The sequence below is a fragment of the Eubacterium limosum genome (assembly GCF_000807675.2).
Lineage (GTDB): Bacteria > Bacillota > Clostridia > Eubacteriales > Eubacteriaceae > Eubacterium > Eubacterium limosum.
This window is the reverse complement of the sequence record NZ_CP019962.1, coordinates 2,788,975-2,811,443: the sequence shown is the minus strand read 5'-3', so window position 1 is coordinate 2,811,443 and position 22,469 is coordinate 2,788,975. Positions and strand designations below refer to the sequence as shown.

Genomic DNA, 22,469 nt, shown 5'->3' with positions numbered 1-22,469 from the left:
TTTTCTGTTAATCGTCAATCAATTGTAATAATTTCTGCGCCGAAGGGCATCAGTGCCAGCTTCATAAATTTAAAATGCTGAAGCCCAAAAGGAATTCCCACAATGGTAACGCAGTAGACAAGGCCAAAGGCCAGTGAGGCAAGCGCCAGCTCCCACCCAAAAAAGATGATCCAGAGGATATTCACCAGAAAAGAGCCTGTACCCATTCCGCTGAAATCAATATCCCGCCCGAAAGGCCAGAGCACAAAGCTGGCGAATTTAAAGGCCTGGAGCCCAACAGGTATACCGATGATGGTCACACAGCAGATCAAGCCTGAAATCACCCATCCCAGGGCACAAATCAACCCGCCAAACAGAAACCAGATGATGTTTCCCAGTGTTCTCATAGGCTTTTCAGGCTTCTTTCTTCGGCAGATGGATGGACATGCCAAAGGTATCCATAGCCGCCTCAAACAGAGCTTCGGAGATGGTGGGATGCGGATAGATGATCCGGCACATATCCTCAATGGTTCCCTCCAGAGCCATGATGGTCTCGGCTTGAGTGATCAGCTCTGTAGCGCCTGGACCGGCGACGTGAATGCCCAGAATCTCACCGTATTTATCCTCGGTGATGACCTTGACAAAGCCCTGGCTTTCATCACGGATCAGCGCTCGGCCGCTGGCGCTCATGGGGAAGCTCCCCACCCTGACGTTTGAATAGGCTTCTCTCGCAGCTTCCTCCCGCATACCGACTGAGGCCACCTCGGGAAGGGTATACACGCAAGAGGGGATCAGGCTGTAGTTCATCTTAGTGGATCTGCCGCCAAACATGTTCTCAACGGCCCGCATGGCCATAGCGGACGCGCCGTGGGCAAGATGGGATTTGGCTGTCACGTCTCCAATGGCGTAGACGTCTGCTACAGAGGTTTCAAGGTAATCATTGACATCTACCCAGCCGCGGTCAAGCTCAAGGTTCAGACTGTCCAGCCCTTTTAAGTTTGCACAGCGTCCGGTGGCCATGAGCACATCGGCGCAGCAAAAGCTTTTTGGCTGTTCCTCATTGCGCATCTCAACCTCCAGGTGGAAGTTGGAAGCGGAATCCTTGTAAATATCCCGGACAAAGGCGTTATAATGAATAGTAACGCCGTTTTTAACCAGGCTTTCCTCTACACAGGCGGTACCCTCCTTATCAAAGCCATTGATCAAGGTGCTGCCGTTTTGCAGCATGGTCACCTTTGTGCCAAAAATACTGAAAATGGTGGCAAACTCACACCCCACCACACCGCCGCCCACAATGATGAGCTCCTTGGGCAGATACGGAAGGTTCAGAGCCTCGCGGTTGGTCAGCAGCCCAGGAATATCCCTGAACAAATCGGGAATGGCGGGATTGGAGCCGGTAGCGATGACCAGCTTTTCCCAGCCGATGATTTCCTCTCCGCCCTCCATATCCGTAATTTTAGCGGAATAGTCCGGAAAAACCTCGCCAGTTCCCTGATAGACGTCCACCCCGTTGCTTTTTAACAGCATTTTGATGCCGCCTCCCAGCCGGCGGACCTTTTCATCTTTATTTTTAATCATCTGCGCCATGTTGACGCTTGGCTGTGACATGACAACGCCGCGCTTTGCCGCGCCGTCACAGGCTTTTATAATCTTCGCGTTCTGAAGCATAAATTTAGTGGGAATACAGCCGACATTCAGGCAGGTGCCGCCAAGGCGGTCTTCTTCAATTACCGCGGCCTTTTTTCCAAGCTGGGCGGCTCTTATGGCTGCGGTATAGCCACCGAATCCCCCGCCCAGTACCACCAGGTCATAATGTTTAAAATCTTTACTCTCACTCATTTTCTCTGACTCTTTCTACCCATTCAAAATAACAGCAGGGCCGGGTTTTCCATATAGCTCTTGACAGTCTGGAGGAATTTGGCTCCTGCCATGCCGTCTGCCACGCGGTGATCCAGATTCAGACTGATCTTCATTATAGATCTCGGAGTCGGCTCGCCTTTGAAGATACGAACCCTGTCTACCACCTCGCCCACGCTCAGAATCGCGCTGTTGGGCTGGTTGATAATAGCTGTGAATTCCAGGATACCGTACATGCCCAGATTGGTTACTGTAAAAGTGCTGTCCTTAAAATGGTCGCCTGTCAGTTTTTTCGCCTTGACAAGCTTGAGCAGCTCGCTGCGTTTTTCGACCATTTCGGAAAAACTTGCGGCATGGGCGTCGCGGATAACAGGGACGATCAGGCCATCATCCATTCCCACAGCCATGCCCAGATTTACAAAATCATGCAGCACAACGCCGTCCTCACACAGACTGCTGTTGATATAGGGATGCTCCATTAAGGCTCTTGAAACGGAAACCAGCAGGAAATCCGTATAGGTACAGCGATAGCCTGTTTCCTTCTCAACTTTTTTGCTGATTTTCTTGCGCAGGTCCTTAACCTCGGTCATATCTACCTCGGTTGTCAGGGTGATCACTGCGTTTTCAAGATTGCTCTTTACCATGCGGTCCGCAATAATTCTGCGTTTTGACGGCATGGCTTCAAGTCTGCCGTTTACCGGCGGTTTATCGGCTGCTTCTTTTGCTTCCTCAGGCACCGGGGTGGTTGGCTCAGGGCATGTGACGACAATGCTCTCTTCTTCATCTCTATTGTCGGGCTCTGACTGTTCTTTCTGTTTTTCAGGCTTCGGCTCCGGTTCTGCCAGGATGGGTTCTTCGGTGGTTTCCTCTTCCTCAGGTGCTCTCTCCTGAACCTCAACCTCCTCAATCACGCTTTCATGGCGGCTTGATCCTTCGGCCATGGCTTTCAGGACATCCTCCTTCATGATGCGTCCGTCCGGACCGCTGCCCTCGGGAATACTGTGAATGTCAATATTTTCGACCGCCGCTATTTTTTCTGCCAGCGGTGACGCACTGATTGCATGTGGCCCTTCTTCTGCCTCTGTTTCCGCCTTTTGAGCAGCACCTTCCATGACATCCTCCTCATGGGCTTCGCTGCCCAGCTCGGCTTCAAGGCTGCCCATCCCAGCTACCAGGTCCTCAAGGGTCATATCAAGGGCTCCGGTCATTCCCGGATTCGGCTCTGCGGTAAAGGCTTCTTCAGTTTCTTCAGCCACAATGCTTTCCGGTTCGTCAGCCAACTCATTGGTTTCCTCTGGAACGCTTGACGCCTCAATCTTTTCTTCCTCTGGCTCTGTAAAGACTTTTTGCTGAGGCACCTCGGTTTTCTCTACTTTTTTGGATACTTCCAGCAATGCCTCGATATCCTCTACCTGAATACGCCCTTTAGGGCCGCTGCCAGCTACGTTTGCCAGATCAATCTTATGCTCTGCCGCCAAACGTCTGGCGGACGGTGTGGCGCGTATGGTTTTGCCCGCGCTTGAAAATCCCTCGCGGGTAGAGCTGCGCATGGCCTTCAGCGCTGCGCGGTCCTCATCTGTGAGGTGGCCCGGGCTCTGCATATTGCCGCGCAGCGAAACCGTCTGATGCTCCGGCACCTGTTCTCCAGCCTCACCGATACAGCCGATGACTGTAAATACCGGTAGTTCCACGCCTGTTTCATAGTAGCGTTTCAGAAGGACACCATTATCCTCGGCCTCAACCTCGATATTGACTTTATCGGTCATGAGCTCAAACAGCGGTTCACCTTTTTTGACGGTGTCTCCCTCGTTTTTATACCATGTCATTATGGTTCCGGACTGCATGTCCATTCCTAGCTTTGGTAAAATAATATCTGCTGCCATATTTGTAATCCCTTTCTATTTAATCGTCGCATCCGACTACCTGATAAACGGCATCCATAAGATCTTCTATCTGTGGTACCACAGCGGCTTCCAGATTACGGTTATATGGAATGGGCACGTCCAGTCCGCCGAGACGGATAATTGGCGCGTCCATATAGTCAAAGCAGTCACTCTCTGCAATCCGTGCAGCGATCTCTCCGCCAACTCCGCCGGTTTTGGCTGCCTCGTGGGCAATGATCAGACGGCCAGTCTTCCTGACGGATTCCATAATGGGCCCCATATCCATGGGATAAAGCGTCATCGGATTGACAATCTCTACCTCAATACCTTCCTCCGCCAGCTTTTCTGCGGCCTCCATGGCCTTCACAAGCAGTGTGCCCCATGCCACAATGGTGACATCTGTTCCCTGGCGCTCCACAAATGTCTCACCAATGGGAATGAGGTAATTGTCATCAACAGGCACCATACCTTTCATTTTGTAAAGAAGCTTATGTTCAATGAAACAGACCGGATTATTATCCCGGATTGCTGCTTTTAAAAGTCCCTTTGCCTGAGCCGGAGTGGACGGCGTGACCACCTTAAGCCCCGGCACATGGCACATCCATGCCTCCAGCGTCTGGCAGTGCTGAGCCGCCGCTCCTGTGCCGGAGCCTGACGGCAGACGCACAACCATTGGCACCTGGGCCTCACCGCCGAACATATAGCGCAGCTTGGCCGCCTGGTTGACTAAAGAATCCATTCCAAACGAGATAAAATCCATAAACATCATTTCACAAATGGGGCGTAGTCCTGTCACAGCTGCTCCCGCAGCTGCACCTACGATTACTGATTCAGAGATAGGCGTATCCATGACGCGCTCCTCACCGAACTCGTCGATCATGCCAACAGAGACACCAAAGCCCCCGCCGTAAACGCCGATATCCTCTCCCATAAAAATCACATCATTGTCGCGCCGCATCTCCTCTGACATGGCCAGGCGGATTGCTTCACGATAAGTCATTTCCTGCATTTCCATAAAAAGCACCTCCTAAGCGTATACGTCTTCCAGAACTGCGGTAACTGGCGGTTCAGGACTGTTTTTTGCAAATTCTACAGCGTCCTCAATACTCTGGTACGCCGCTTCCTTTATCTGTACCATCTGATCCGGAAGCATGACCTTATCTTCTTCCAGGTACCGCTCAAAGCGGGTGATGGGGTCTTTCTGCCGCCATGCCTCTACTTCCTCCTTGCTCCGGTAAACCTGGGCGTCGCTCTTGGAATGGCCATTGTAGCGGTAGGTCTTGCTCTCGATGAGCACAGGGCCCTTGCCGGAATGAGCGTACTGACGAGCTTTTCTGACAATTTTATAAACCTCGATTATGTCGTTGCCGTCAATGGTAAGCCCTGGAATGCCATAAGCCGCCGCACGGTCCGAAATGTTTTCGATATTCATATGCTTTTCGATGGGGGTTGACATGCCGTACAGGTTGTTTTCAACATAAAAAATGACCGGCAGCTTCCAGACCGATGCCAGATTCAGAGATTCATGAAAGTTCCCCTCATTGGTCGACCCGTCGCCTGCAAAGCAGAGTACAACCTTGCCGGTTTTTTTGTATTTCTGAGTCAATGCCGCGCCGCAGGACAGTGGATAACCACCGCCGACCACGCCATTGGCTCCGATATTTCCGGATTTCAAATCCGCGATGTGCATGGAACCGCCCTTACCCTTACAGTAGCCGGTTTCCTTGCCTAAAAATTCCGCCATCATCAGCTTGACGTCAAGGCCAAAACCAATGGCCTGGGAGTGGCCGCGATGTGTCAGAGACACAAGGTCTCCCTCGTCCAAAGCCAGACAGGCCCCTACTGCAGAGCCTTCCTGTCCCATAGACAGATGGGTGGTCCCATGGACCTGTCCCCTTGAAAACAGCCAGGCTACCTTTTCTTCAAAAAAGCGGGCCTGGTTCATTCTATAATACATTTTTGTTAATAATTCTTTATCAAATTCCATCATCGATAATCCTCCAAATCTTCGTATCTTTGATGTTCTAAGGCCGGGCAAATGTCCTATTTACCCATTATTTATTGTTCATTATATAATATTATAGCTTTTTTTGGCTTAAAAGGAAAGTATTAATTCCCTTCTGAAAAAAGAATGAAGCAGAAACATCTTCCTGAATTCTTCAAGTGTTTTTCAAGACGGCAAAAGCCGGTTGTTACGGGCCTTTTCAAATGATATACTCTTTTTATGATTACATTTAAAAGGAGAGGTTTATTATGAAATCAAATGCAAGATCATTCCATTTAAAAAGCCGCTTTTCAAGGCTTTTTTGCTGTGCTTTTGTGGCATTGACACTGCTCGTCTGGCCCTTTGGCGTTTTAGCTGAGGAGGCCGGCGCTGCGGCTGCGCCCTCCGCATCCCTGAGCATTGAAACACCCTCTGAAGCAGAAACCACCATCGCCCCTGGCAGAAGCTTTTATGTTCTCGGCAGCATCGAAAACGGAAGCAGTCTGCCAGATGACGCTGTCCTGACCGTTTCGCTGACAGATGCAGACGGCACTTCAGTCAGAAATGTCACTACCTCGGTCAAGGGAAACACAAGTCTTTATCTACCCAACAATCTGAATTACTACAGTCCGGTTACCACAGAGGATATCAAAAGCTCCGGCATGCCAGAGCTGATCAGCACCGACCCAGTTAATGGGAGCGACTTTAACAACGCCTCTATCAAATGCTATTATAATGATAAATCTTTTTATGCTATGATCGCAGGAGGTAATGAGATTGACCAGATGAAATGGCGGGACGCAAATGGTGCGGCCTATCCAGAGCTTTCTGAGGGGAATTACACCATCAAAGTTACGCTGGAGGAACAAGACTCCACAGTACTCGCCCAGACTCAAAAGGCCATCACCATCGGCGTTTCTGAAAACAAGGTACTGGCACGTTTTTCTCCAGATGAACACTTTAATTTTGTAAAAACCTGGGCAGACGATAACGGCTACCGTGTTTACAGCGATCCCTTTCCCGGCTACTGGTCACAAAGTATTTTCTGTGAGATCCTACCTGAATGGCGCGCTGCTGATGCAGCCGAGTACGCTTCCGGCAAGGTCCACTGTGTTTTGTACAACCTGAAAAAGTCAAGCTCCAGCTACAGCGTTGAGCTCGGCGCTCTCCAGGCCCAGGGCGCTATTGACAGTCCCGACCGTATGGCTTATTACTATTACAGTATTGGAGAACCCTCTCTCACGATCGGCGGCAATACTGTTAAGGCAGAGCTGGAGGCGCTGCCCACCGGGCAAAAGGTTGCCATTACCCGGGCTGAGGTAATCGCAGGTGCTACGGATGAAAACACCTACAATACAGCCGATATTGTCACCGCGACAGACCTCGACACCAAAGATGGCATTACATGCGGAGATGCCGGAGAAACTCTTGCAATTTATGGCGTTACTGCGCCCATTCAACTGGCCTCTGAGGATATTGTCGACAACGGCGACAATTCCTATACCCTGAACAATAAAATTACCCGTCTTCATTATGATATCACTGGCGATGGTGTCGACCTAAATATTGACAAGCCTGTCGATACACTAGTACGCGCATCGGGCCCTTCTGAGCTTGAATTTAAACATGATATTCCCATTGATGAAAGCATGGCCGGCAAAACACTTGGCGTTCGTGTTACTGCCTATGACAGCCATAACAATGCTGTCTATAGCGGTACGCTCGCTGCACCGGGCGAGTCACCGGCCGATGAACCAGAGGTACCACAGCCAGTAACCACAGCCAGCCCAGTCAACCCCAAAACCAGTACAGATAACGCCGCCTCACCAGTCCTGCCCTTTACCCTGCTGGCGGCAGTCCTCGCAGGAACGGCAGCTTTCGCCCGTAAACGCGCCAGCTAAACTAAAGCCTGTTTTCAGCTGCCCGGTTTATAATACGGGCAGCATTATAAAGGAGGTCTGTCTATGTGCGGACGTTACACCCTATTCTCACATAAAACCGATACGGAAGCCCGGAGGCTCTGGCAGGCTCTGATGAGTGCAGAGACCAAAGCACCTGCGTCAAAGGGCGACATCGCTCCCTCCGAGTACGCACCGGTTTATATCGCCGGAGATAAAAACGGAAGAGTGCCAACAGTCATGAAGTGGGGTTATCCCAATCCCTACCGCAAAGCTTTAATCATCAATGCCCGCTCCGAAACACTGCTTGAAAAAGAGACTTTCCGGGAAGATTTTTTAAACCGCCGTTGTCTGGTCCCCGCCGAAGGCTTTTATGAGTGGACGCCGGAGAAAAAGCTTTTTGTCTTTGAGGGCAGTGGCCCTTCCCTCATTTATCTGGCAGGCATCTACCGTGAGGCAGGCGATACCCGCGAATTTGTCATTCTGACCAGAGAGCCTGTCAGTCTGGTTGCCGAGATCCACAACCGGATGCCAGTCGTTATTCCAAGAGATCAGGCAGAGGCCTGGCTTTATGACACCAACGCCGCCCTTGAGCTGATCCGTACAGTGCCTCCTGAACTGGTCCGGCACTGTCTAAAATAGCCAGAAGGCTTGATTTATTCCTATAGGTTTAGTATTTGCTGCATCGCTTAATAGTTTCCTTTTTCGGTTTAAGGGTATATAACCTTTAAACAAAACGATAAGGAGCTGATTAATTTGGCCAAAAAAGTTACAATTATAGGTGCCGGGACAGCCGGACTCGCCGCCGGCATCCGCCTCTTAAAAAACGGCTATGAGGTCGATATCTGCGAACGCCTGCCCCAGGCTGGCGGTAAAATGAACCAGATCAAAGAACAGGGCTTTACCTTTGACGTGGGACCGACCATTGTCATGATGCCCGATATTTACAGAGAAATTTTTGAATACGCCGGAAGAAACCCTCAGGATTACATTCCCATGAAACGGCTGGACCCAATGTATGTCCTCACTTTTTCAGACGGCGAGCAGCAGCGGGTATCCTCAGAACTGACCGAGCTGACAGGCATGCTGGAATCCATCAGTCCCGAGGATACTCTCGGCTATTTTAACTATCTGGCTGATGTCTACAAACGCTATCTGGTAGCCAAGGATGAGTTTATTGATAAATCCTTCCGGGACCGCGGTGATTTTTACAACCTCAAATCCCTGGCCAACGCCATGAAGCTCAAGACCTTTGACGACGCCTACACCTCGATTTCCAAATTTGTAAAAAATGAAAACCTGCGGAAGGCTCTGGCATTCCAGACCCTTTATATTGGCATTTCACCCTATCAGGGTCCTTCGATTTACACCATCATTCCCATGATCGAGCTGCTCTACGGCGTGTGGTACATGCCAGGCGGCATGTATACCATGGCAGAGGGCATGGTGCGTCTCTTTGAAGAGCTTGGCGGCACCCTGCGGCTGGACACACCGGTTGACTGCATCGATATTGAAAACGGCCGGGCTGTGGGCGTCCACATTGGTGATACTGTGGAATCTCCGGACTACATCGTCTGCAGTGCGGATTTCCCCTATGCCATGAAATCCCTGGTTCATAACGAGGAGGCAAAGGGCAAATATACGGACGATAAGATCGACGAGCTGGAATACTCCTGCTCCTGCTTTCTGCTCTACCTGGGGCTGGATAAAAAAATCCCGGATCTGGCAGTGCACAATATCCGCTTTGGCGGCGATTTTGACCAGAATGTCCGTGAAATTTTTGAAACCTATACTCTGCCCGAGGATCCTTCCATCTATCTTTATCTGCCCTCAAAAATCGACGCGTCCATGGCCCCTGAGGGTTGTGAGGCGCTTTATGTACTGGTACCAGTATCCGAGCTCTCCAAGGGCGATGTTTTATGGGACAACCGAACCATCAAAGCCTACCGTGAAAAAATTCTGGACAAGCTGTCCGCCATCCCGGGACTTGAGGATATCGAAAGCCACATCGTCTTTGAGAAAAGACTGACCCCGCTGGATTTCCAGGATACTTTCCACGCCTATAACGGCGCGACCTTTGGGCTGAAGCCAACCCTGTTCCAGAGTAATTATTTTCGTCCCCACAACAAGGCTGATCACTGTGAGGGGCTTTACTTCTGTGGCAGCAGTGTGCATCCCGGCGCCGGGGTTCCCATTGTCCTCACCTCAGCCAAGCTGGCGGTGGATGAGCTTTTAAGGGATGACGGCCTGCTATGAACGCCACTCTCGAACGTGATTACGCCTTCTGTGAGGACGTGATCAAGGAAAATTCCAAAAGCTTTTACCGGGCTTTTTCGGCGCTGCCCCGTCAAAAAGCTTTATCCATCTTTGCCATCTATGCCTTTTGCCGCAGGGCTGACGATCTGGCCGATATTCAACAGGATCGCCGCGGGCTTGAAGCCTTTCAGGAAACCTTTGAAGCTTTCAAAGCCGGTCTCACCCCGGATGAGCCCATGTGGCGGGCGCTCCGGCACACAGCTGAGCACTACAATATTGATTTTTTGCCCTTTGATGATATGCTCACTGGTCAGCGTATGGACCTAAACTTTGAACAGCCTGCTACCCAAACCGCCCTTGAGAGCTACTGCTACTATGTCGCCGGCAGTGTCGGGCTCATGATCTTGCCTGTGCTCTCAAAACATCACCGGCTTCTTACGCAAAACGCAGTGGATCTCGGCAAGGCCATGCAGCTGACCAATATCCTCCGGGACGTGGGTGAGGATCTGACAAACAAACGGGTCTATATTCCCCGGGAAATCCAGCTGCTTTACGGCTACTCTGACGAGGAACTGCACGGACAGACTGTCAACCACACCTTTAAACAGCTTTGGGAACATGAGGCCCGCCGATCCGAGTTTCTCTATAAAAAAGCGCTGATGGGACTTCCTCTGTTTGACGCAGACAGCCGCCTGCCTGTACTCCTGGCCACTGTCCTCTACCGCCAGATACTGACCGCTGTCCGGGACAACCAATACGACTGCTTCAGCAAAAGGGCTGTGGTGCCAAAGGCACGGCAGCTCTTACTCTACCGCCAAAGCACCCAGGCGGTTCGAAATTTGAGAGGTAACCCTTTATGATCGACACAAATCTTCTCGGGATCATTCTGTCTTTTATCTATGTTTTTATCATACTGGGGCTGTCCACCCTGCTGCAAAAGCGTGGGCTGTCCACAGAAGGCTCCCGTAAGCTCGTGCACATTGGTGTATCTAACTGGTGGCTCATTGCCATGGCCTGTTTTAATAACGTAGTGTGGGCATCCGTGGTGCCGGCAGTCTTTATTGTGCTTAACGCTATTTCCTATCGGAAGGATCTGTTCAGCGCCATGGAGCGCCACGAGGGCAAAGGGGATCTGGGTACCGTTTATTACCCCATCTCCCTGCTGGTTTTGACCATCCTATGCTTTGGCGGCTACAGCCCGCCCTATGCCGGGGCCCTCGGCGTCTTTATCATGGGATATGGTGACGGTCTGGCCGCAGTCATTGGAAAACGCTATGGCATAATGGCGTACCGTATCTTCGGCAATACCAAAAGCTACGTAGGCAGCCTGACCATGCTGGTAGTTTCCTTTGTGGTCTGCGCCGTGATCCTCTGGGCTGCAACACCAGTCTTTCTGGGAAGTATCCTGCTTCAGGCCCTGATTCTTGCGGTTTTTGCCACGGTAGTAGAGGCCGTCTCCCCCTTTGGTCTTGATAACCTGACCGTTCCTCTGCTGACCTTTTTCCTATACCAGCTGTTTTTTTAAGGAGTAATCAATGAAAGCTTTACTACTCGGCGTTCTTCTGAGCGCCATCATTGGCTTTGCAGCCTATAAAAAAAAGGCCCTGAGCCTTAGCGGCTTCGCGGCGGCAGTGGTGCTCGGCACCGTTATTTACCTCTGCGGCGGCCTCCTGTTCTGGCTGACCATGATCGCCTTTTTCATTTCTTCCAGCCTGCTGACCTTTATCAAATCCAGTAAAAAGGAAGCTGCCCAGCAGCTCAATGAAAAAGGCGGCCAGCGCGACGCAGTACAGGTTTTTGCCAACGGCGCTCCGGGCATGGCAGCGGCAATCCTCTTCTGGTTCTATCAGAATCCTGTTTTCCTCATTATTTTTGCCGCCTCCTTTGCCTCCTCCAATGCGGATACCTGGGCCTCGGAGATTGGCGTTTTAAACCGGAAGCCGCCGGTTTCAATCATTGGCTTTAAGCCCATGGAGGCTGGTACTTCAGGCGCTGTGAGTCCTCTGGGGATGGCCGCCTCGTTTTCCGGCGCGCTGTTCATTGCTCTGGTTTTCTGCCTGTCCGGCGGGCTGTTTTGGGGGCTCCCGGTTCTCCGTCTTTCATGGGTGCTCATTATCACCGTCAGCGGTTTTCTGGGCTGTGTGACCGACAGTATTCTGGGCGCTGTGGTTCAGGCTCAGTACCGCTGTGCCAGCTGCGGCCGCCTGACAGAAAAGACCGAGCATCACGGCGAGGCTGCGGTGCTGGTCAAAGGCTTTAAAATCATGAACAATGATGTCGTCAATTTCCTGAGCGGTATGGTTGCCGGAGTGTTTGGCAGCATCTTCTTTAATCTTTTATAAAAGCTCAAATATAAAAAGACCATTTTCCCGCTGGAAAATGGTCTTTTCTAATGCTCTCCTGAAAAAAGGTCAATGAGCGACTCCGCGATGATCAGATCTTCAGGTGTCGTTATTTTAATATTGTTGTAGTGTCCCCGGACAATTTTGACTGGCACACACATGCGCTCAACCAAAAAGGCATCGTCGGTGCCCTCCACATCCTCCTGGATAGCCTTCTCGTGGGCGTCCAAAAGCAGATCATAGATAAAAGTCTGTGGCGTCTGGATCTCAAACAGGAAGTCTCTGTTTGGAGTATATTCCACAAAGCCGTCTTTCTCAACAACTTTAATGGTGTTTTTGGCTGGTACGGCCACAATGGTGGCCTTGTGCTGGATGGTTTCATAAATGCTCTGAACAATGATATCCTCCTTGATCAGAGGTCTTGCACCGTCATGGACCAGTACAATATCGGTCTGAGGACTGACTTTTTTCAGCCCCTCATAAACAGACCTCTGACGGGTCGATCCACCCTCCACCAGTTTGATTTTGGAATAGTTGTGAGGATTTAAAACCTGCTGGCGGCAGATTTTAAACTCATTTTTATTGATGACCAGAATGATCTCATCAATGAGGGAGCAGCGCTCAAAAACATCCAGAGTATAGGACAGAATCGGCTTTCCCCGCAGGGTCAGGTACTGCTTGTTGATGGGCGCATTCATGCGCGTTCCCTGACCGGCAGCAGGAATAATGACACTGGTTTTTATCTTTTCCATACTTTCACCATCCCAATTCTTTAAGGCCGTTAATGACTGCTGCTTCCTCTGTCTCAATGGTGATGAGGCGTTCCTCCGGTTTTTCGGTCTGATCCAGAGCAAAGATTATTTTGGACGCAAAGGGATAGTCCCCAGCCACCTGAGGCCATTCAATGATCAGGCTGCACCCCTCGTTCAGGTAGTCTTCAAAGCCCATTTCGTAGAGTTCCTCAGGGTCCCCAAGGCGGTACAGGTCAAAGTGATAGACCTTTTTATCCCCGTCTTCATAGGCATTGACCAGGGTATAGGTCGGACTGCTGACGTCGTCAAAGATGCCCATTCCCTCAACAATCCCCTTGGTGACAGCCGTTTTACCAGCCCCCATACCTCCTGTCAGCAGGACGGTATGAGGGCCGCTTAACAGGCTGCCGAAATCTACTCCCAGCCGTCTTGTGGCTTCAGGAGATTCCGTCTTTATTGTAATTTTCATGAACATTCCTAACTATCCGATTTTTTCTGATCGTCTTCGTCATCGACAATCTCGTACTCAACCTCGACCACATTGTCATCCTCGCCTGTTCCTGCGCTGCCGCCCTTATCCTTGATCACTGCGGATAAAAGCACATAAAGCAGAATACTGACAATACCGGAAATAAAATTGAGTACAAACGGCAGTACGGGCAGAATAAATAATACCCGGAAAATCCAGGGAGAAACCCCAAGATATTCCCCGATCCCCTGACAGACGCCGGAGATAATTCCGTTTTGTTTGTCTCTGAGCAGACGTTTTTTTCGATTACTCATAAAATTGTATTATCCTTGTATATAACCGCTCATGAAGCGCTGGAGGCGGTCCATGGTCTCTTCAAGCTGGGTGGGCGCCGGCAGAAAAACCACTCTGAAATGGTCAGGCTCTGCCCAGTTAAAGCCTGTGCCCTGTACCAGCAGCACCCGTTCCCTTTTGAGGAAATCCAGGGCAAACTGAACATCGTCTGTGATGTTAAAGCGTTTGATGTCAATCTTCGGAAAACAGTACAGCGCGCCGTCAGGCTTGACACAGCTGATACCCGGGATCTCGTTGAGCCGCTTATAGACAATGCTGCGCTGCTCGTAAAGGCGTCCCCCCGGACGCACCAGATCATCGATACTCTGGTATCCGCCGAGTGAGGTCTGGATAGCATATTGTGCCGGGACGTTGGCGCACAGGCGCATGGTTGCCAGAAGATTGATACCCTCAATATAGTCTCTGGCCATCTCCCTGTTCCCTGAAAAAACCATCCATCCGACTCTGAAGCCCGGAACACGGTGGGATTTTGACAGCCCGTTGAGGGTGACCACCAAGGTTTCATCGGTCAGGGTTCCCATAGGCACATGCTCGATTTCATCGTAAATGATCTGGTCATAAATCTCATCGGAAAAAATGATCAGTTCATTTTCAACCGCGATCTTGACAATTCCCTCAAGGATTTCGCGAGGGTAAACAGCCCCCGTTGGGTTGTTGGGGTTGATGACGACAATGCCCTTAGTGTTGGGCGTAATCTTTTTCCGGATATCCTCGAGGTCCGGGTACCAGTTGGATTCCTCGTCACAGATATAATGAACAGCCTTGCCCCCTGCCAGGGTAGCGCAGGCAGTCCAGAGCGGGTAATCCGGCGCCGGGATCAAAATTTCATCACCGTCATCTACCAGTGCCTGCATACAGAAAGAAACCAGCTCACTGGAGCCGTTTCCGATATACACGTCCTCTTCATTCAGGTCCATAAGTCCCTTTGTCTGATAATACTGAACGATCGCCTTGCGCGCCGGGAAAATCCCCTTGGAATGACAATAGGCTTCTGAGCTTCTGAGGTTATAGCGAATATCGCGAATAACCTCGTCCGGAGCGTTCAGGTTAAAGGTCGGCGGATTTCCGGTATTGAGCATGATGATGTCAATCCCTTCCGCCGTCATCCTGTCTGCTTCCTCGACGACCGGGCCGCGGATATCATAACAGACATTGTCCAGCTTTTTGGATTTTTTAAAAGTTCTCATTAATCCTCACCTTCATTTTGGTCAAACATCCTCTCGATAATCTGACGGTACCCCTTTCCATGCTTCAGGCAGCGGTTGACACGGCTGATGGTCGCAGAGCTTGCACCAGTCTGGTTTTCCACGTCAATAAAGGTTTTTCCTTCATATAATAAAAGGGCGATTTGAAAGCGGTTGGCCATATCGTCAACCTCTTTTATTGTACAGATATCTTCTAACAGTTCAAAGCATTCTTCTTCCGATTCGATTGATAGAATGGCCTGAGCCAACATTTTGCGTTTATCATTTGTATCCATGGTTTTACCTCTGTTTTCTTAAATTAAAATCATTATCTTTGATAACACTTAAAATTATCTTATACTCCATTAAAGCGTATGGGATTATTATATCATGCTGAACAGCTAAAGCAAAGAAATATCAAAAAATCACCTGTGTTGGAAGGTCTTTCACAAAGACGAGTTCACTGTCAGACGAAAGTACTTCATCCAGATGGTAACCATCCCCATCAAAGTCCCTTAATGCTTCAGCACTCTCTGCCCGGTTTCGGATAATCCAGCCTGCCATCAGACCTCTTGCCTGCTTGGACTGGGTAGAATGGGTTTTGGGCTCACCGTTTTTCATGACCTTAAAGGTGCAGGTGATCATTTCATCCGGAGATTTCAGATGTTTTTCGACTGCTTTACCATACTCGCCGGAGGCCAGGTTCACAATAGGAAAATCATTTTCCTCCGTGATCTCACGATAGAGCAGATCGCCCCAGAAAGCGTACAGGGACTGCTCTTTTAAAATTTTGTTTTTCATTTCCAGACGGTAGGGATAAATGCTGTCAAGGGGCTTCAGCACGCCGTAGAGAGCATCGAGAATCCGCAGGTGTGCGTTTGCGTACTGCCAGTCCTCCGGCGTGAAGGTTTCGGCCGCCAAAGCTTTGTACTGCTGTCCATCGTAGGCCAGCAGGGCCGGTGTGCCGTCTGTGTCAAACCGGAATGCCGCAAAACGATCTCTGTTGAGAGCTGCCAGCTGGTCACTCAGCTGCATTGCCGCCTTAAAATCATCCTCTGTCATGGCTTTAAGAATATCCGCCAGCTCTGCCGTTTTTGCTTCAAATACCGGCAGACTGGTTACCGCGCCTGGCAATTCAAAGGTTCTGAGATTCTTCGCAGGCGATAAAATCATCTTCATCCGTACACACCTTCTTTCGTTTTTGTATTTCTATATAGTATACACTAAAAAAAGCCCTCTTACGAGAGCTGATTGATAAATTTTCAAGCTTTATTAAGATACTTTCTCAGCAACACTTTCACGGCTCGCCAGTCGATCCAGACAGAAGCCTGCCATGGCCGCCAGAATCTGCTGAAACAGCGTCCCGATCATGACTGGAAACATGACCTCAGGCGGAAAATACTGCCCGGCGATCATCGCTCCGGCGCTGATATTGCGCATCCCGCTGTTAAAAGTCATGGAGACACGCCCGTCATTGTCCTCCCTGAAGATTTTAGAGGCCAAAAATCCCCAGATAAAGCCACTGACGGCCAGCAGAAAAATGACAAGGGTTACCAGCAGCAGCGTGGGCGTCATCTGGCTGAAAAAGGGAGCGACCTTGGTGGAGTTGATGATGACAACCAGAATGAGTCCTATTTTACTGAAAGGCGCAAGCTTCGGCGACAGTGTATGCTTGACACGCCCCTTGGTGGCATGGTTGAGTGCCATGGCCAGCAGCGCCGGAACAGCAATCATCAGCACCAGGTCCTTCATCATGCCGGCAACCGAGATTTCAACCGCAGACCCCATAAGCACATGCAGGCTGAAGGGCACCAGAAAAGGCGCGACCAGCGTATCTATAAGAATGATCGACAGCGTCAGGGCCGAGTTGCCGTGGTAAATATTGACCCAGACCAGGCTCACAATGCCTGTGGGCACAATGAACTCCAGAACGATCCCAGTGACCAGCAGCGGATCGTCAAAAATCAGGCTGCCCACCAGAAAGGCTGTGACCGGCACCACAATGTGCAGGATCAGCAGAACCACGATCAGCGGGACTGGATGCATGGCGATCTTCTTCATATCCCGAAATCCAGAGCCAAGGCTGCCCGCAAAGGTCATAAAAGCAAAAAGCCAGGGTACCAACGGCGCAAACCGCCCCAGCCACACCGAAAAAACCACCCCAATAATCAGGCAGGCCGGCGTAACCAGTGGCATCCACTTTTCGATAAAAGCATTAAAACGGCTTAAATACTGCATTCTTCTCTCTCTTTTCAATCCTAAATTTAAAAACCTTTTAATCATTATACCACTCTCATCCTTTCTGTATACAATACTTTTCCATGAGAACGTAAACAGATTTTTATTTCCTTTATAGGAAAACCGCTTTGCCTATGCTATAATAAACACAATCGTAAAAAACAAAGAAGGAGAAAGCCATGAAATTATACAATACCCTTACCCAGAAAAAGGAAGCGTTTGTTCCCATTGAAGAAGGCAAGGTACGGATGTACTCCTGCGGGCCGACTGTTTATAATTATTTTCATATCGGCAACGCCCGTCCCTTCATCGTCTTTGATGTGCTCAGACGTTTTTTAGAATATATCGGCTACGATGTGAAATTTGTCCAGAATTTTACTGATGTGGACGACAAGATCATCAACCGCAGCATCGAGGAAGGCATCACCGCCGCCGAAGTCGCCGACAAGTACATTGCAGAATACTTCGAGGATGCCGACGCTCTGGGCATCCGCCGGGCCGACGTACACCCGCGGGTCAGCGACCATATGCCCGAGATCATCGAAATGATTAAGGCGCTAGAGGAACGCGGACTGGCCTACAACGTTGACGGCAATGTCTACTACCAGGTTGATCATTTTCACGATTACGGAAAGCTTTCCAAGCAGTCCATCGACGATCTGAAATCCGGCGCGCGTATCGACGTAAACGACGAAAAGCGAAGTCCTCTGGACTTTGCCCTCTGGAAGAAGAAAAAAGACGGCGAACCCTACTGGGAAAGTCCCTGGGGCCAGGGACGCCCGGGATGGCACATCGAATGCTCCGCCATGTCCCGCAAGCATCTGGGAGAAAGCATCGACATTCACGGCGGCGGCCAGGATCTGATCTTCCCCCATCACGAAAATGAGATCGCTCAGTCCGAGGGCTCCTGCGGCTGCAAGTTTGCCAACTACTGGGTCCACAATGGCTATATCAACATCAACAATGAAAAAATGTCCAAGTCCAAGGGCAATTTCTTTACTGTACGCGACATCGCCAAGCACTATGACCTGGAGGTGGTTCGTATGTTCATGCTCATGGCCCACTACAGAAGCCCTGTCAACTTCTCTGACGAGCTGTTGGGACAAGCCCAGAATGCTCTGGAACGGCTTTATAATGCCAAATACCAGATGGAATATCTATTTGAAAATAATAAGACAGAAGCTGCCAGCGAAGATGAAAAAACATGGATGGACAGCCTGACGCAATACAAAAAAGGCTTTATCGACGCCATGAACGATGACCTGAATACTGCCGATGCTATTGCCGCCATTTTTGAGCTGGTGCGGGATACCAACTCGCATCTGAGCGAAAGCTCCTCCAGGGAATCGATAAAAGCCGCGCTGGACCTTTTTAAAGAGCTGACCGGCGTTATCGGGCTGGCTGCTAAGGAAAAGGAAACAGATCTGGAATCCGAGGTTGAAGCCCTCATTGCCCAGCGCCAGGAAGCACGTAAAAACAAAGACTTCGCCCTGGCCGACGAAATCCGTGACGCGCTGCTGGCTAAAGGCATTATCCTTGAAGACACACGCGAAGGAGTCAAATGGAAGAAAGCGTAAAACAACGTCTGCACAAAAAATACACCATCGCTGAGGCAAGAGCCCTCAATCCATTGACCCTTGCCTATATCGGAGACGGCGTTTATTCCGAATATATCCGCCGTTTTCTGGTATCCGGCGGCATCTCCAACGTCAACCACTTGACAAGGGAATCAGTAAAGTACGTCAGAGCCGACGGACAGTCCAAAATGGTACTGGCCCTCATGGACTGTCTGACAGATGAGGAGCAGGCCATTGTAAGGCGCGGCCGCAATACCCGCTCCCATGTGCCCAAGCATGCCAGAACCATTGACTACCGTTACGCAACCGGCCTCGAGGCCCTTGTCGGTTATCTGGATCTGACTGGCCAGGAAGAACGGCTCGAAGAGCTGATGGTACGGGGTATCGACCTTCTGTCTGAATAAAATAAAGCCCTGCTTATTAACAAAAGCAGGGCTTTTTTACTGTTTATCATTGGCGTCCGCGCGCCAGCTTTCCAATACCTCACGGGCCTCCTGAACTGCCTCCTCAATGTTTTCCACTGTGGCGTTGACACGCGTTTCTCCCAGGGCAGACAAATGAATGCCTTCAACCAGAGGGTGATAGCAGTCAAAGATGTAGGTCCCGAAATACTTCTTTTTATGAAAAGTATCATACTCTGTACGCACAAACCGCTTCAGCTCCTTAAAAGCAGCGCGCACGATCATTTTGTCTTCGCCAGCCTGGAGCAGCTTTTCAACAGAGGCTATTTTTTCTTCAACAATACGTGCGTTTTTCTCAACGTATTCTTTTTGATTAGTAATCCCATCCATCACTGTTACCTCCCATGTATTTTGTATATTTTATCATAAAAATACTTAATTAGATAGATGAAATCTATCATTTCTTCTATTTTTTTTCATTTTTTCCTGTAAATTTTATTTTTAATTGCGCCTTACCATATTTTATGATTATTTTTGAGAGGCAACACAAAAACCGCCTGCCGTAATTGGCAGGCGGTCAGCTTATAGACAACACTTAGATTCTGTTTTTACAGGGCTTAAACGGCTTTATTTATATCTGAAAGCTCTTTCACCTCTTCGTCAATGTTTTTATTTTCCTCAGAGTCCGTTTCCGTCTTTTCTCCAGATTCATTAGAAGCTGTCTTTTCATCAGAGCTTCCTGATCTGTCTTCCTCCGGCTCCGCTTTATCCACAATGGTTTCTGTCACATCAGTTTCCGCCGCTGCATCCAGTTCGGTATCTGGGACTGTATCTATAGCCTCCTCAACAGTCATGACGTCATCCACAGCAGTTTTTGCTTTGCGAGGTCCTGCGATCATTTCTACCAGATAGCCCATACCACCCAGGGCCGCTGCGTAGAAAACATACGGGCCGCAATTAGTGACAAAATAAACAATGATATCCGTCAGGCTCTCCGATACCGTAATATACTGGGTACTGATCAGGTTTGAAATATAGAGGGCCGTATTGATTAAGGAAAAAATTGCATAGATACCAAAAAGCACAGCGACAATGTAGAGAGCCAGACTGGCTTTATTCTTCTTTTTAACTTCCGTTTTCATGTTAACTCCTTTGTGAATTGATAATTAATAGGATAACAAATCAATTTGATGGCTTCCTGACAGCTATGTGACCGTTTGGTGAAGTTTTTCTTTCCCGAACCTTGATCACAACCGCATTGCATTTCACTGCTCAATTCATGGCATTTCAAACCTATAAATGGTAAAATATAAACTATACACTAAAGATAAAGGATGAATACCTTGAAAGATACACACGAACTCTACCAGATTGTTTATGAGCATTACGCCGATAAAATCCGCTTCGGGCTTTACCGTGAGGGCGATTCACTGCCTACCATTGAAAAAATCAGTGACCAGTTTAATATTTCCGTCAACACAGCGCGCCAGTCCCTCATTAATCTCGAGCGGGACGGCTACGTCCGCCTGACACGGGGAAGACCAGCCATCGTCACCGTTGCCTACAGCGACGAGGAGTGCCGCGAGCGCTATATTGAGCATTTCACGGCCCGCCACGACGCTCTGGAGGAGCTCCGGGCCTTTCTGCCTGAAATTTTTGCAAAAACCCTGCTCCATTCCCTTTACTTTATGAAACCAAAGGACTCTGAAAGGCTGATGGATCTGCTTTTGCAGACCAGCCTTGAGGACAGCCTTCCCTTCTTCGACCCTCTGCGTTTTGTTCTATCAAGTCTGGGAAATCCTCTTCTCGAAAGCATGCACTTAGACGCATCTATGTTCACACACCTTTCCCAGAAGAAAATGAGCACCATTGGCCTTCCCTATGATTTGGGGACTTTTGCTGCCTTCTTAAAAGACTTCAGCCAGCTGACTCATTATAAAGACCGGGAAGACTACGCTGGTATGTGCCAGGCCATCACTAGAGTCTGTGCCCTTTTGTCCGAACAGATCGGCTGCCTGAACAGAGAAATATCCGGTCACTTTGGCAAAAACCCTAATCAACTGCCTTTTATATGGCACATACGAGCAGGCAGACCGCAGGTATATTATAATGTGGCGGTTCACATGATCATTGAAGTACGCAAAGGAGTATATAAAAACGAAGAATTTTTGCCGACTCCGGCCATTCTGGCCGAAAAATACGGCGTATCTCTGATCAGTATCCGCAGGACTATCTCACTGTTAAACAGTGTTGGCCTTACCGAAACCATCAATGGGCGAGGAACACGGATAAGCCTGTACCACAAGCCTTTAAAAAGCCTGGATCTGTCCAGCCCGGGAACACGTAAAAGCCTGCTTTTTTTCCTTATGGGCCTTCAGTTGATCACCATTAATGTCCGAACAGTTGCCAAGCAAAGCTTTGAAGATATCACACCCGAAAGAATCGAAACAATCATCCGACTCTACGAGCAGGAAAAGCAGAGTGGGGATTACCTTTTTACTCATGGGCGAATTTTAAAAACGGTATTTTACTCTCATAAAAACTCTGAAATCCGGGCAATCTTCAGCCCGCTCATCCATATTATGTCCTGGGGGATTCCATTGAGTTACATTGGCAATTCCGATATGGCTGCAAGGGGAGAAGAACTTGATCTTCTGATCAGCCTGCTGAAATCTGGCGATAGTGAAGGCTTTGCACGCCAGCTGGAACAAAACAACTGGAGCATCCTTGTCCGTGAACGGCAAAAGCTCATAGCTGCAGGGCTGTCCGACGCTGAAAATATTCCAGTGCCAACCCCGGCAATTCTGGAGCTGGCGGAATCCCATATTCATTTTAACCCAAACTAAAAACGCAGGGAAAACTCATGGTTTTCCCTGCGTTTTAATTTTTATCGATGGTAAGGCTGGGACCGCTGGCCAGAACACCGTTTGGGGAGTGCTGCTTCCTACAAGAGCCATTCGCTTTCGAAAATCTAACAACATGATAGGTGGAGAAAGGTAGGTTTACAGCAGTGCCTGGCCGTCACAGTCCCTCCTTACTTTCCAATAAAAAGGAGTCATCTGCTTTGGATATACACCAGTCGGAAACTTTATCATCGCCTTATTATAATCCAAAGTTGAGGACAGCGCAAGCTTAATTTATATTTTAATAATGCCTCTCCAATATTATCCACAGGGAAATTTTTGCACCCCTGTGCTTCTTCAAATACTACTCACTATATTTTGTTAAATCTTATACATAATTGAGTTAAAACTCCAATATCTTGTATCTATTCACATTATCCACAACTTATCCA

At 49.3% G+C, this 22,469-nt stretch carries 23 protein-coding genes; 9 read left to right on the top strand and 14 right to left on the bottom strand.

Translation table 11 applies throughout. The annotated features are described in order from the left end of the window. Positions 1 to 14: 14 nt before the first annotated feature. From B2M23_RS13190 to B2M23_RS13170, 5 genes are read right to left on the bottom strand one after another with little or no spacing between them, the layout of a single operon-like run. Positions 15 to 386 (bottom strand): YccF domain-containing protein, encoded by a 372-nt coding sequence (locus tag B2M23_RS13190; protein WP_013379435.1) that lies wholly within the window; start codon positions 384 to 386, stop codon positions 15 to 17. Positions 387 to 393: 7 nt separating this feature from the next. Then, positions 394 to 1,818, bottom strand: a complete 1,425-nt coding sequence (gene lpdA / locus B2M23_RS13185; RefSeq protein WP_038351973.1) for a dihydrolipoyl dehydrogenase — start codon at positions 1,816 to 1,818, stop codon at positions 394 to 396. Positions 1,819 to 1,841: 23 nt separating this feature from the next. Next, positions 1,842 to 3,719 carry a dihydrolipoamide acetyltransferase family protein gene (locus B2M23_RS13180; protein ID WP_038351974.1) on the bottom strand — a complete coding sequence of 626 codons (1,878 nt, stop codon included), beginning with the start codon at positions 3,717 to 3,719 and terminating at the stop codon, positions 1,842 to 1,844. A 19-nt stretch (positions 3,720 to 3,738) separates the two neighbouring features. Beyond that, a complete protein-coding gene (locus B2M23_RS13175) occupies positions 3,739 to 4,728 on the bottom strand; it encodes an alpha-ketoacid dehydrogenase subunit beta (RefSeq protein WP_430735790.1) in 990 nt (329 codons plus the stop codon). An 18-nt stretch (positions 4,729 to 4,746) separates the two neighbouring features. Next, positions 4,747 to 5,709: a thiamine pyrophosphate-dependent dehydrogenase E1 component subunit alpha gene (locus tag B2M23_RS13170; protein ID WP_013379431.1), complete on the bottom strand. Its 963-nt coding sequence runs from the start codon at positions 5,707 to 5,709 to the stop codon at positions 4,747 to 4,749. Positions 5,710 to 5,972: 263 nt separating this feature from the next. On the opposite strand from B2M23_RS13170, the gene B2M23_RS13165 reads away from it, so the two are divergent. From B2M23_RS13165 to B2M23_RS13140, 6 genes are all read left to right on the top strand, one after another. Then, positions 5,973 to 7,604: a hypothetical protein gene (locus B2M23_RS13165; protein WP_038351976.1), complete on the top strand. Its 1,632-nt coding sequence runs from the start codon at positions 5,973 to 5,975 to the stop codon at positions 7,602 to 7,604. A 63-nt stretch (positions 7,605 to 7,667) separates the two neighbouring features. Beyond that, complete coding sequence (locus tag B2M23_RS13160) at positions 7,668 to 8,243, top strand: SOS response-associated peptidase (RefSeq protein ID WP_038351977.1); 576 nt, start codon at positions 7,668 to 7,670, stop codon at positions 8,241 to 8,243. Between the two features lie 114 nt (positions 8,244 to 8,357). Next, positions 8,358 to 9,857 (top strand): phytoene desaturase family protein, encoded by a 1,500-nt coding sequence (locus tag B2M23_RS13155; protein WP_038351978.1) that lies wholly within the window; start codon positions 8,358 to 8,360, stop codon positions 9,855 to 9,857. Then, positions 9,854 to 10,717: a phytoene/squalene synthase family protein gene (locus B2M23_RS13150; protein WP_013379427.1), complete on the top strand. Its 864-nt coding sequence runs from the start codon at positions 9,854 to 9,856 to the stop codon at positions 10,715 to 10,717. The genes B2M23_RS13155 and B2M23_RS13150 overlap by 4 nt, the downstream gene beginning before the upstream one ends. Then, on the top strand, positions 10,714 to 11,382 hold the full coding sequence (locus B2M23_RS13145) for a diacylglycerol/polyprenol kinase family protein (RefSeq protein WP_038351979.1): 669 nt from the start codon (positions 10,714 to 10,716) through the stop codon (positions 11,380 to 11,382). The genes B2M23_RS13150 and B2M23_RS13145 overlap by 4 nt, the downstream gene beginning before the upstream one ends. Positions 11,383 to 11,392: 10 nt before the next feature. Beyond that, positions 11,393 to 12,199, top strand: coding sequence for a DUF92 domain-containing protein (locus B2M23_RS13140; protein WP_038351980.1), 807 nt, complete (start codon positions 11,393 to 11,395; stop codon positions 12,197 to 12,199). Between the two features lie 47 nt (positions 12,200 to 12,246). Here B2M23_RS13140 and ispD read toward each other — a convergent pair whose 3' ends face one another. The 7 genes from ispD to B2M23_RS13105 all read right to left on the bottom strand — a co-directional run bounded on the left by ispD (position 12,247) and on the right by B2M23_RS13105 (position 17,196). Continuing rightward, positions 12,247 to 12,951 (bottom strand): 2-C-methyl-D-erythritol 4-phosphate cytidylyltransferase, encoded by a 705-nt coding sequence (gene ispD / locus B2M23_RS13135; protein ID WP_038351981.1) that lies wholly within the window; start codon positions 12,949 to 12,951, stop codon positions 12,247 to 12,249. A gap of 4 nt (positions 12,952 to 12,955) precedes the next feature. Then, positions 12,956 to 13,420, bottom strand: a complete 465-nt coding sequence (gene tsaE, locus B2M23_RS13130) for a tRNA (adenosine(37)-N6)-threonylcarbamoyltransferase complex ATPase subunit type 1 TsaE (protein ID WP_052237191.1) — start codon at positions 13,418 to 13,420, stop codon at positions 12,956 to 12,958. An 8-nt stretch (positions 13,421 to 13,428) separates the two neighbouring features. Next, positions 13,429 to 13,734, bottom strand: coding sequence for a PspC domain-containing protein (locus B2M23_RS13125; RefSeq protein WP_038351982.1), 306 nt, complete (start codon positions 13,732 to 13,734; stop codon positions 13,429 to 13,431). A 9-nt stretch (positions 13,735 to 13,743) separates the two neighbouring features. Then, on the bottom strand, positions 13,744 to 14,961 hold the full coding sequence (locus B2M23_RS13120) for a pyridoxal phosphate-dependent aminotransferase (protein WP_038351983.1): 1,218 nt from the start codon (positions 14,959 to 14,961) through the stop codon (positions 13,744 to 13,746). Beyond that, positions 14,961 to 15,254 (bottom strand): YerC/YecD family TrpR-related protein, encoded by a 294-nt coding sequence (locus B2M23_RS13115; RefSeq protein WP_013379420.1) that lies wholly within the window; start codon positions 15,252 to 15,254, stop codon positions 14,961 to 14,963. The genes B2M23_RS13120 and B2M23_RS13115 overlap by 1 nt, the downstream gene beginning before the upstream one ends. 121 nt (positions 15,255 to 15,375) lie before the next feature. Then, complete coding sequence (gene yaaA, locus B2M23_RS13110; protein WP_038351984.1) at positions 15,376 to 16,137, bottom strand: peroxide stress protein YaaA; 762 nt, start codon at positions 16,135 to 16,137, stop codon at positions 15,376 to 15,378. Between the two features lie 93 nt (positions 16,138 to 16,230). Further along, positions 16,231 to 17,196: a bile acid:sodium symporter family protein gene (locus tag B2M23_RS13105; protein WP_038351985.1), complete on the bottom strand. Its 966-nt coding sequence runs from the start codon at positions 17,194 to 17,196 to the stop codon at positions 16,231 to 16,233. Positions 17,197 to 17,375: 179 nt separating this feature from the next. On the opposite strand from B2M23_RS13105, the gene cysS reads away from it, so the two are divergent. Continuing rightward, on the top strand, positions 17,376 to 18,773 hold the full coding sequence (gene cysS / locus B2M23_RS13100; RefSeq protein ID WP_038351986.1) for a cysteine--tRNA ligase: 1,398 nt from the start codon (positions 17,376 to 17,378) through the stop codon (positions 18,771 to 18,773). Further along, complete coding sequence (locus B2M23_RS13095) at positions 18,758 to 19,177, top strand: Mini-ribonuclease 3 (protein WP_038351987.1); 420 nt, start codon at positions 18,758 to 18,760, stop codon at positions 19,175 to 19,177. Before cysS ends, B2M23_RS13095 begins: the two co-directional genes overlap by 16 nt. Before the next feature lie 36 nt (positions 19,178 to 19,213). Here B2M23_RS13095 and B2M23_RS13090 read toward each other — a convergent pair whose 3' ends face one another. Next, a complete protein-coding gene (locus B2M23_RS13090) occupies positions 19,214 to 19,564 on the bottom strand; it encodes a hypothetical protein (protein ID WP_038351988.1) in 351 nt (116 codons plus the stop codon). A 227-nt stretch (positions 19,565 to 19,791) separates the two neighbouring features. Continuing rightward, positions 19,792 to 20,316 (bottom strand): hypothetical protein, encoded by a 525-nt coding sequence (locus tag B2M23_RS13085; protein ID WP_038351989.1) that lies wholly within the window; start codon positions 20,314 to 20,316, stop codon positions 19,792 to 19,794. Between the two features lie 201 nt (positions 20,317 to 20,517). On the opposite strand from B2M23_RS13085, the gene B2M23_RS13080 reads away from it, so the two are divergent. Continuing rightward, positions 20,518 to 22,020 (top strand): GntR family transcriptional regulator, encoded by a 1,503-nt coding sequence (locus B2M23_RS13080; protein ID WP_167617910.1) that lies wholly within the window; start codon positions 20,518 to 20,520, stop codon positions 22,018 to 22,020. The last annotated feature ends 449 nt before the right edge of the window (positions 22,021 to 22,469 follow it).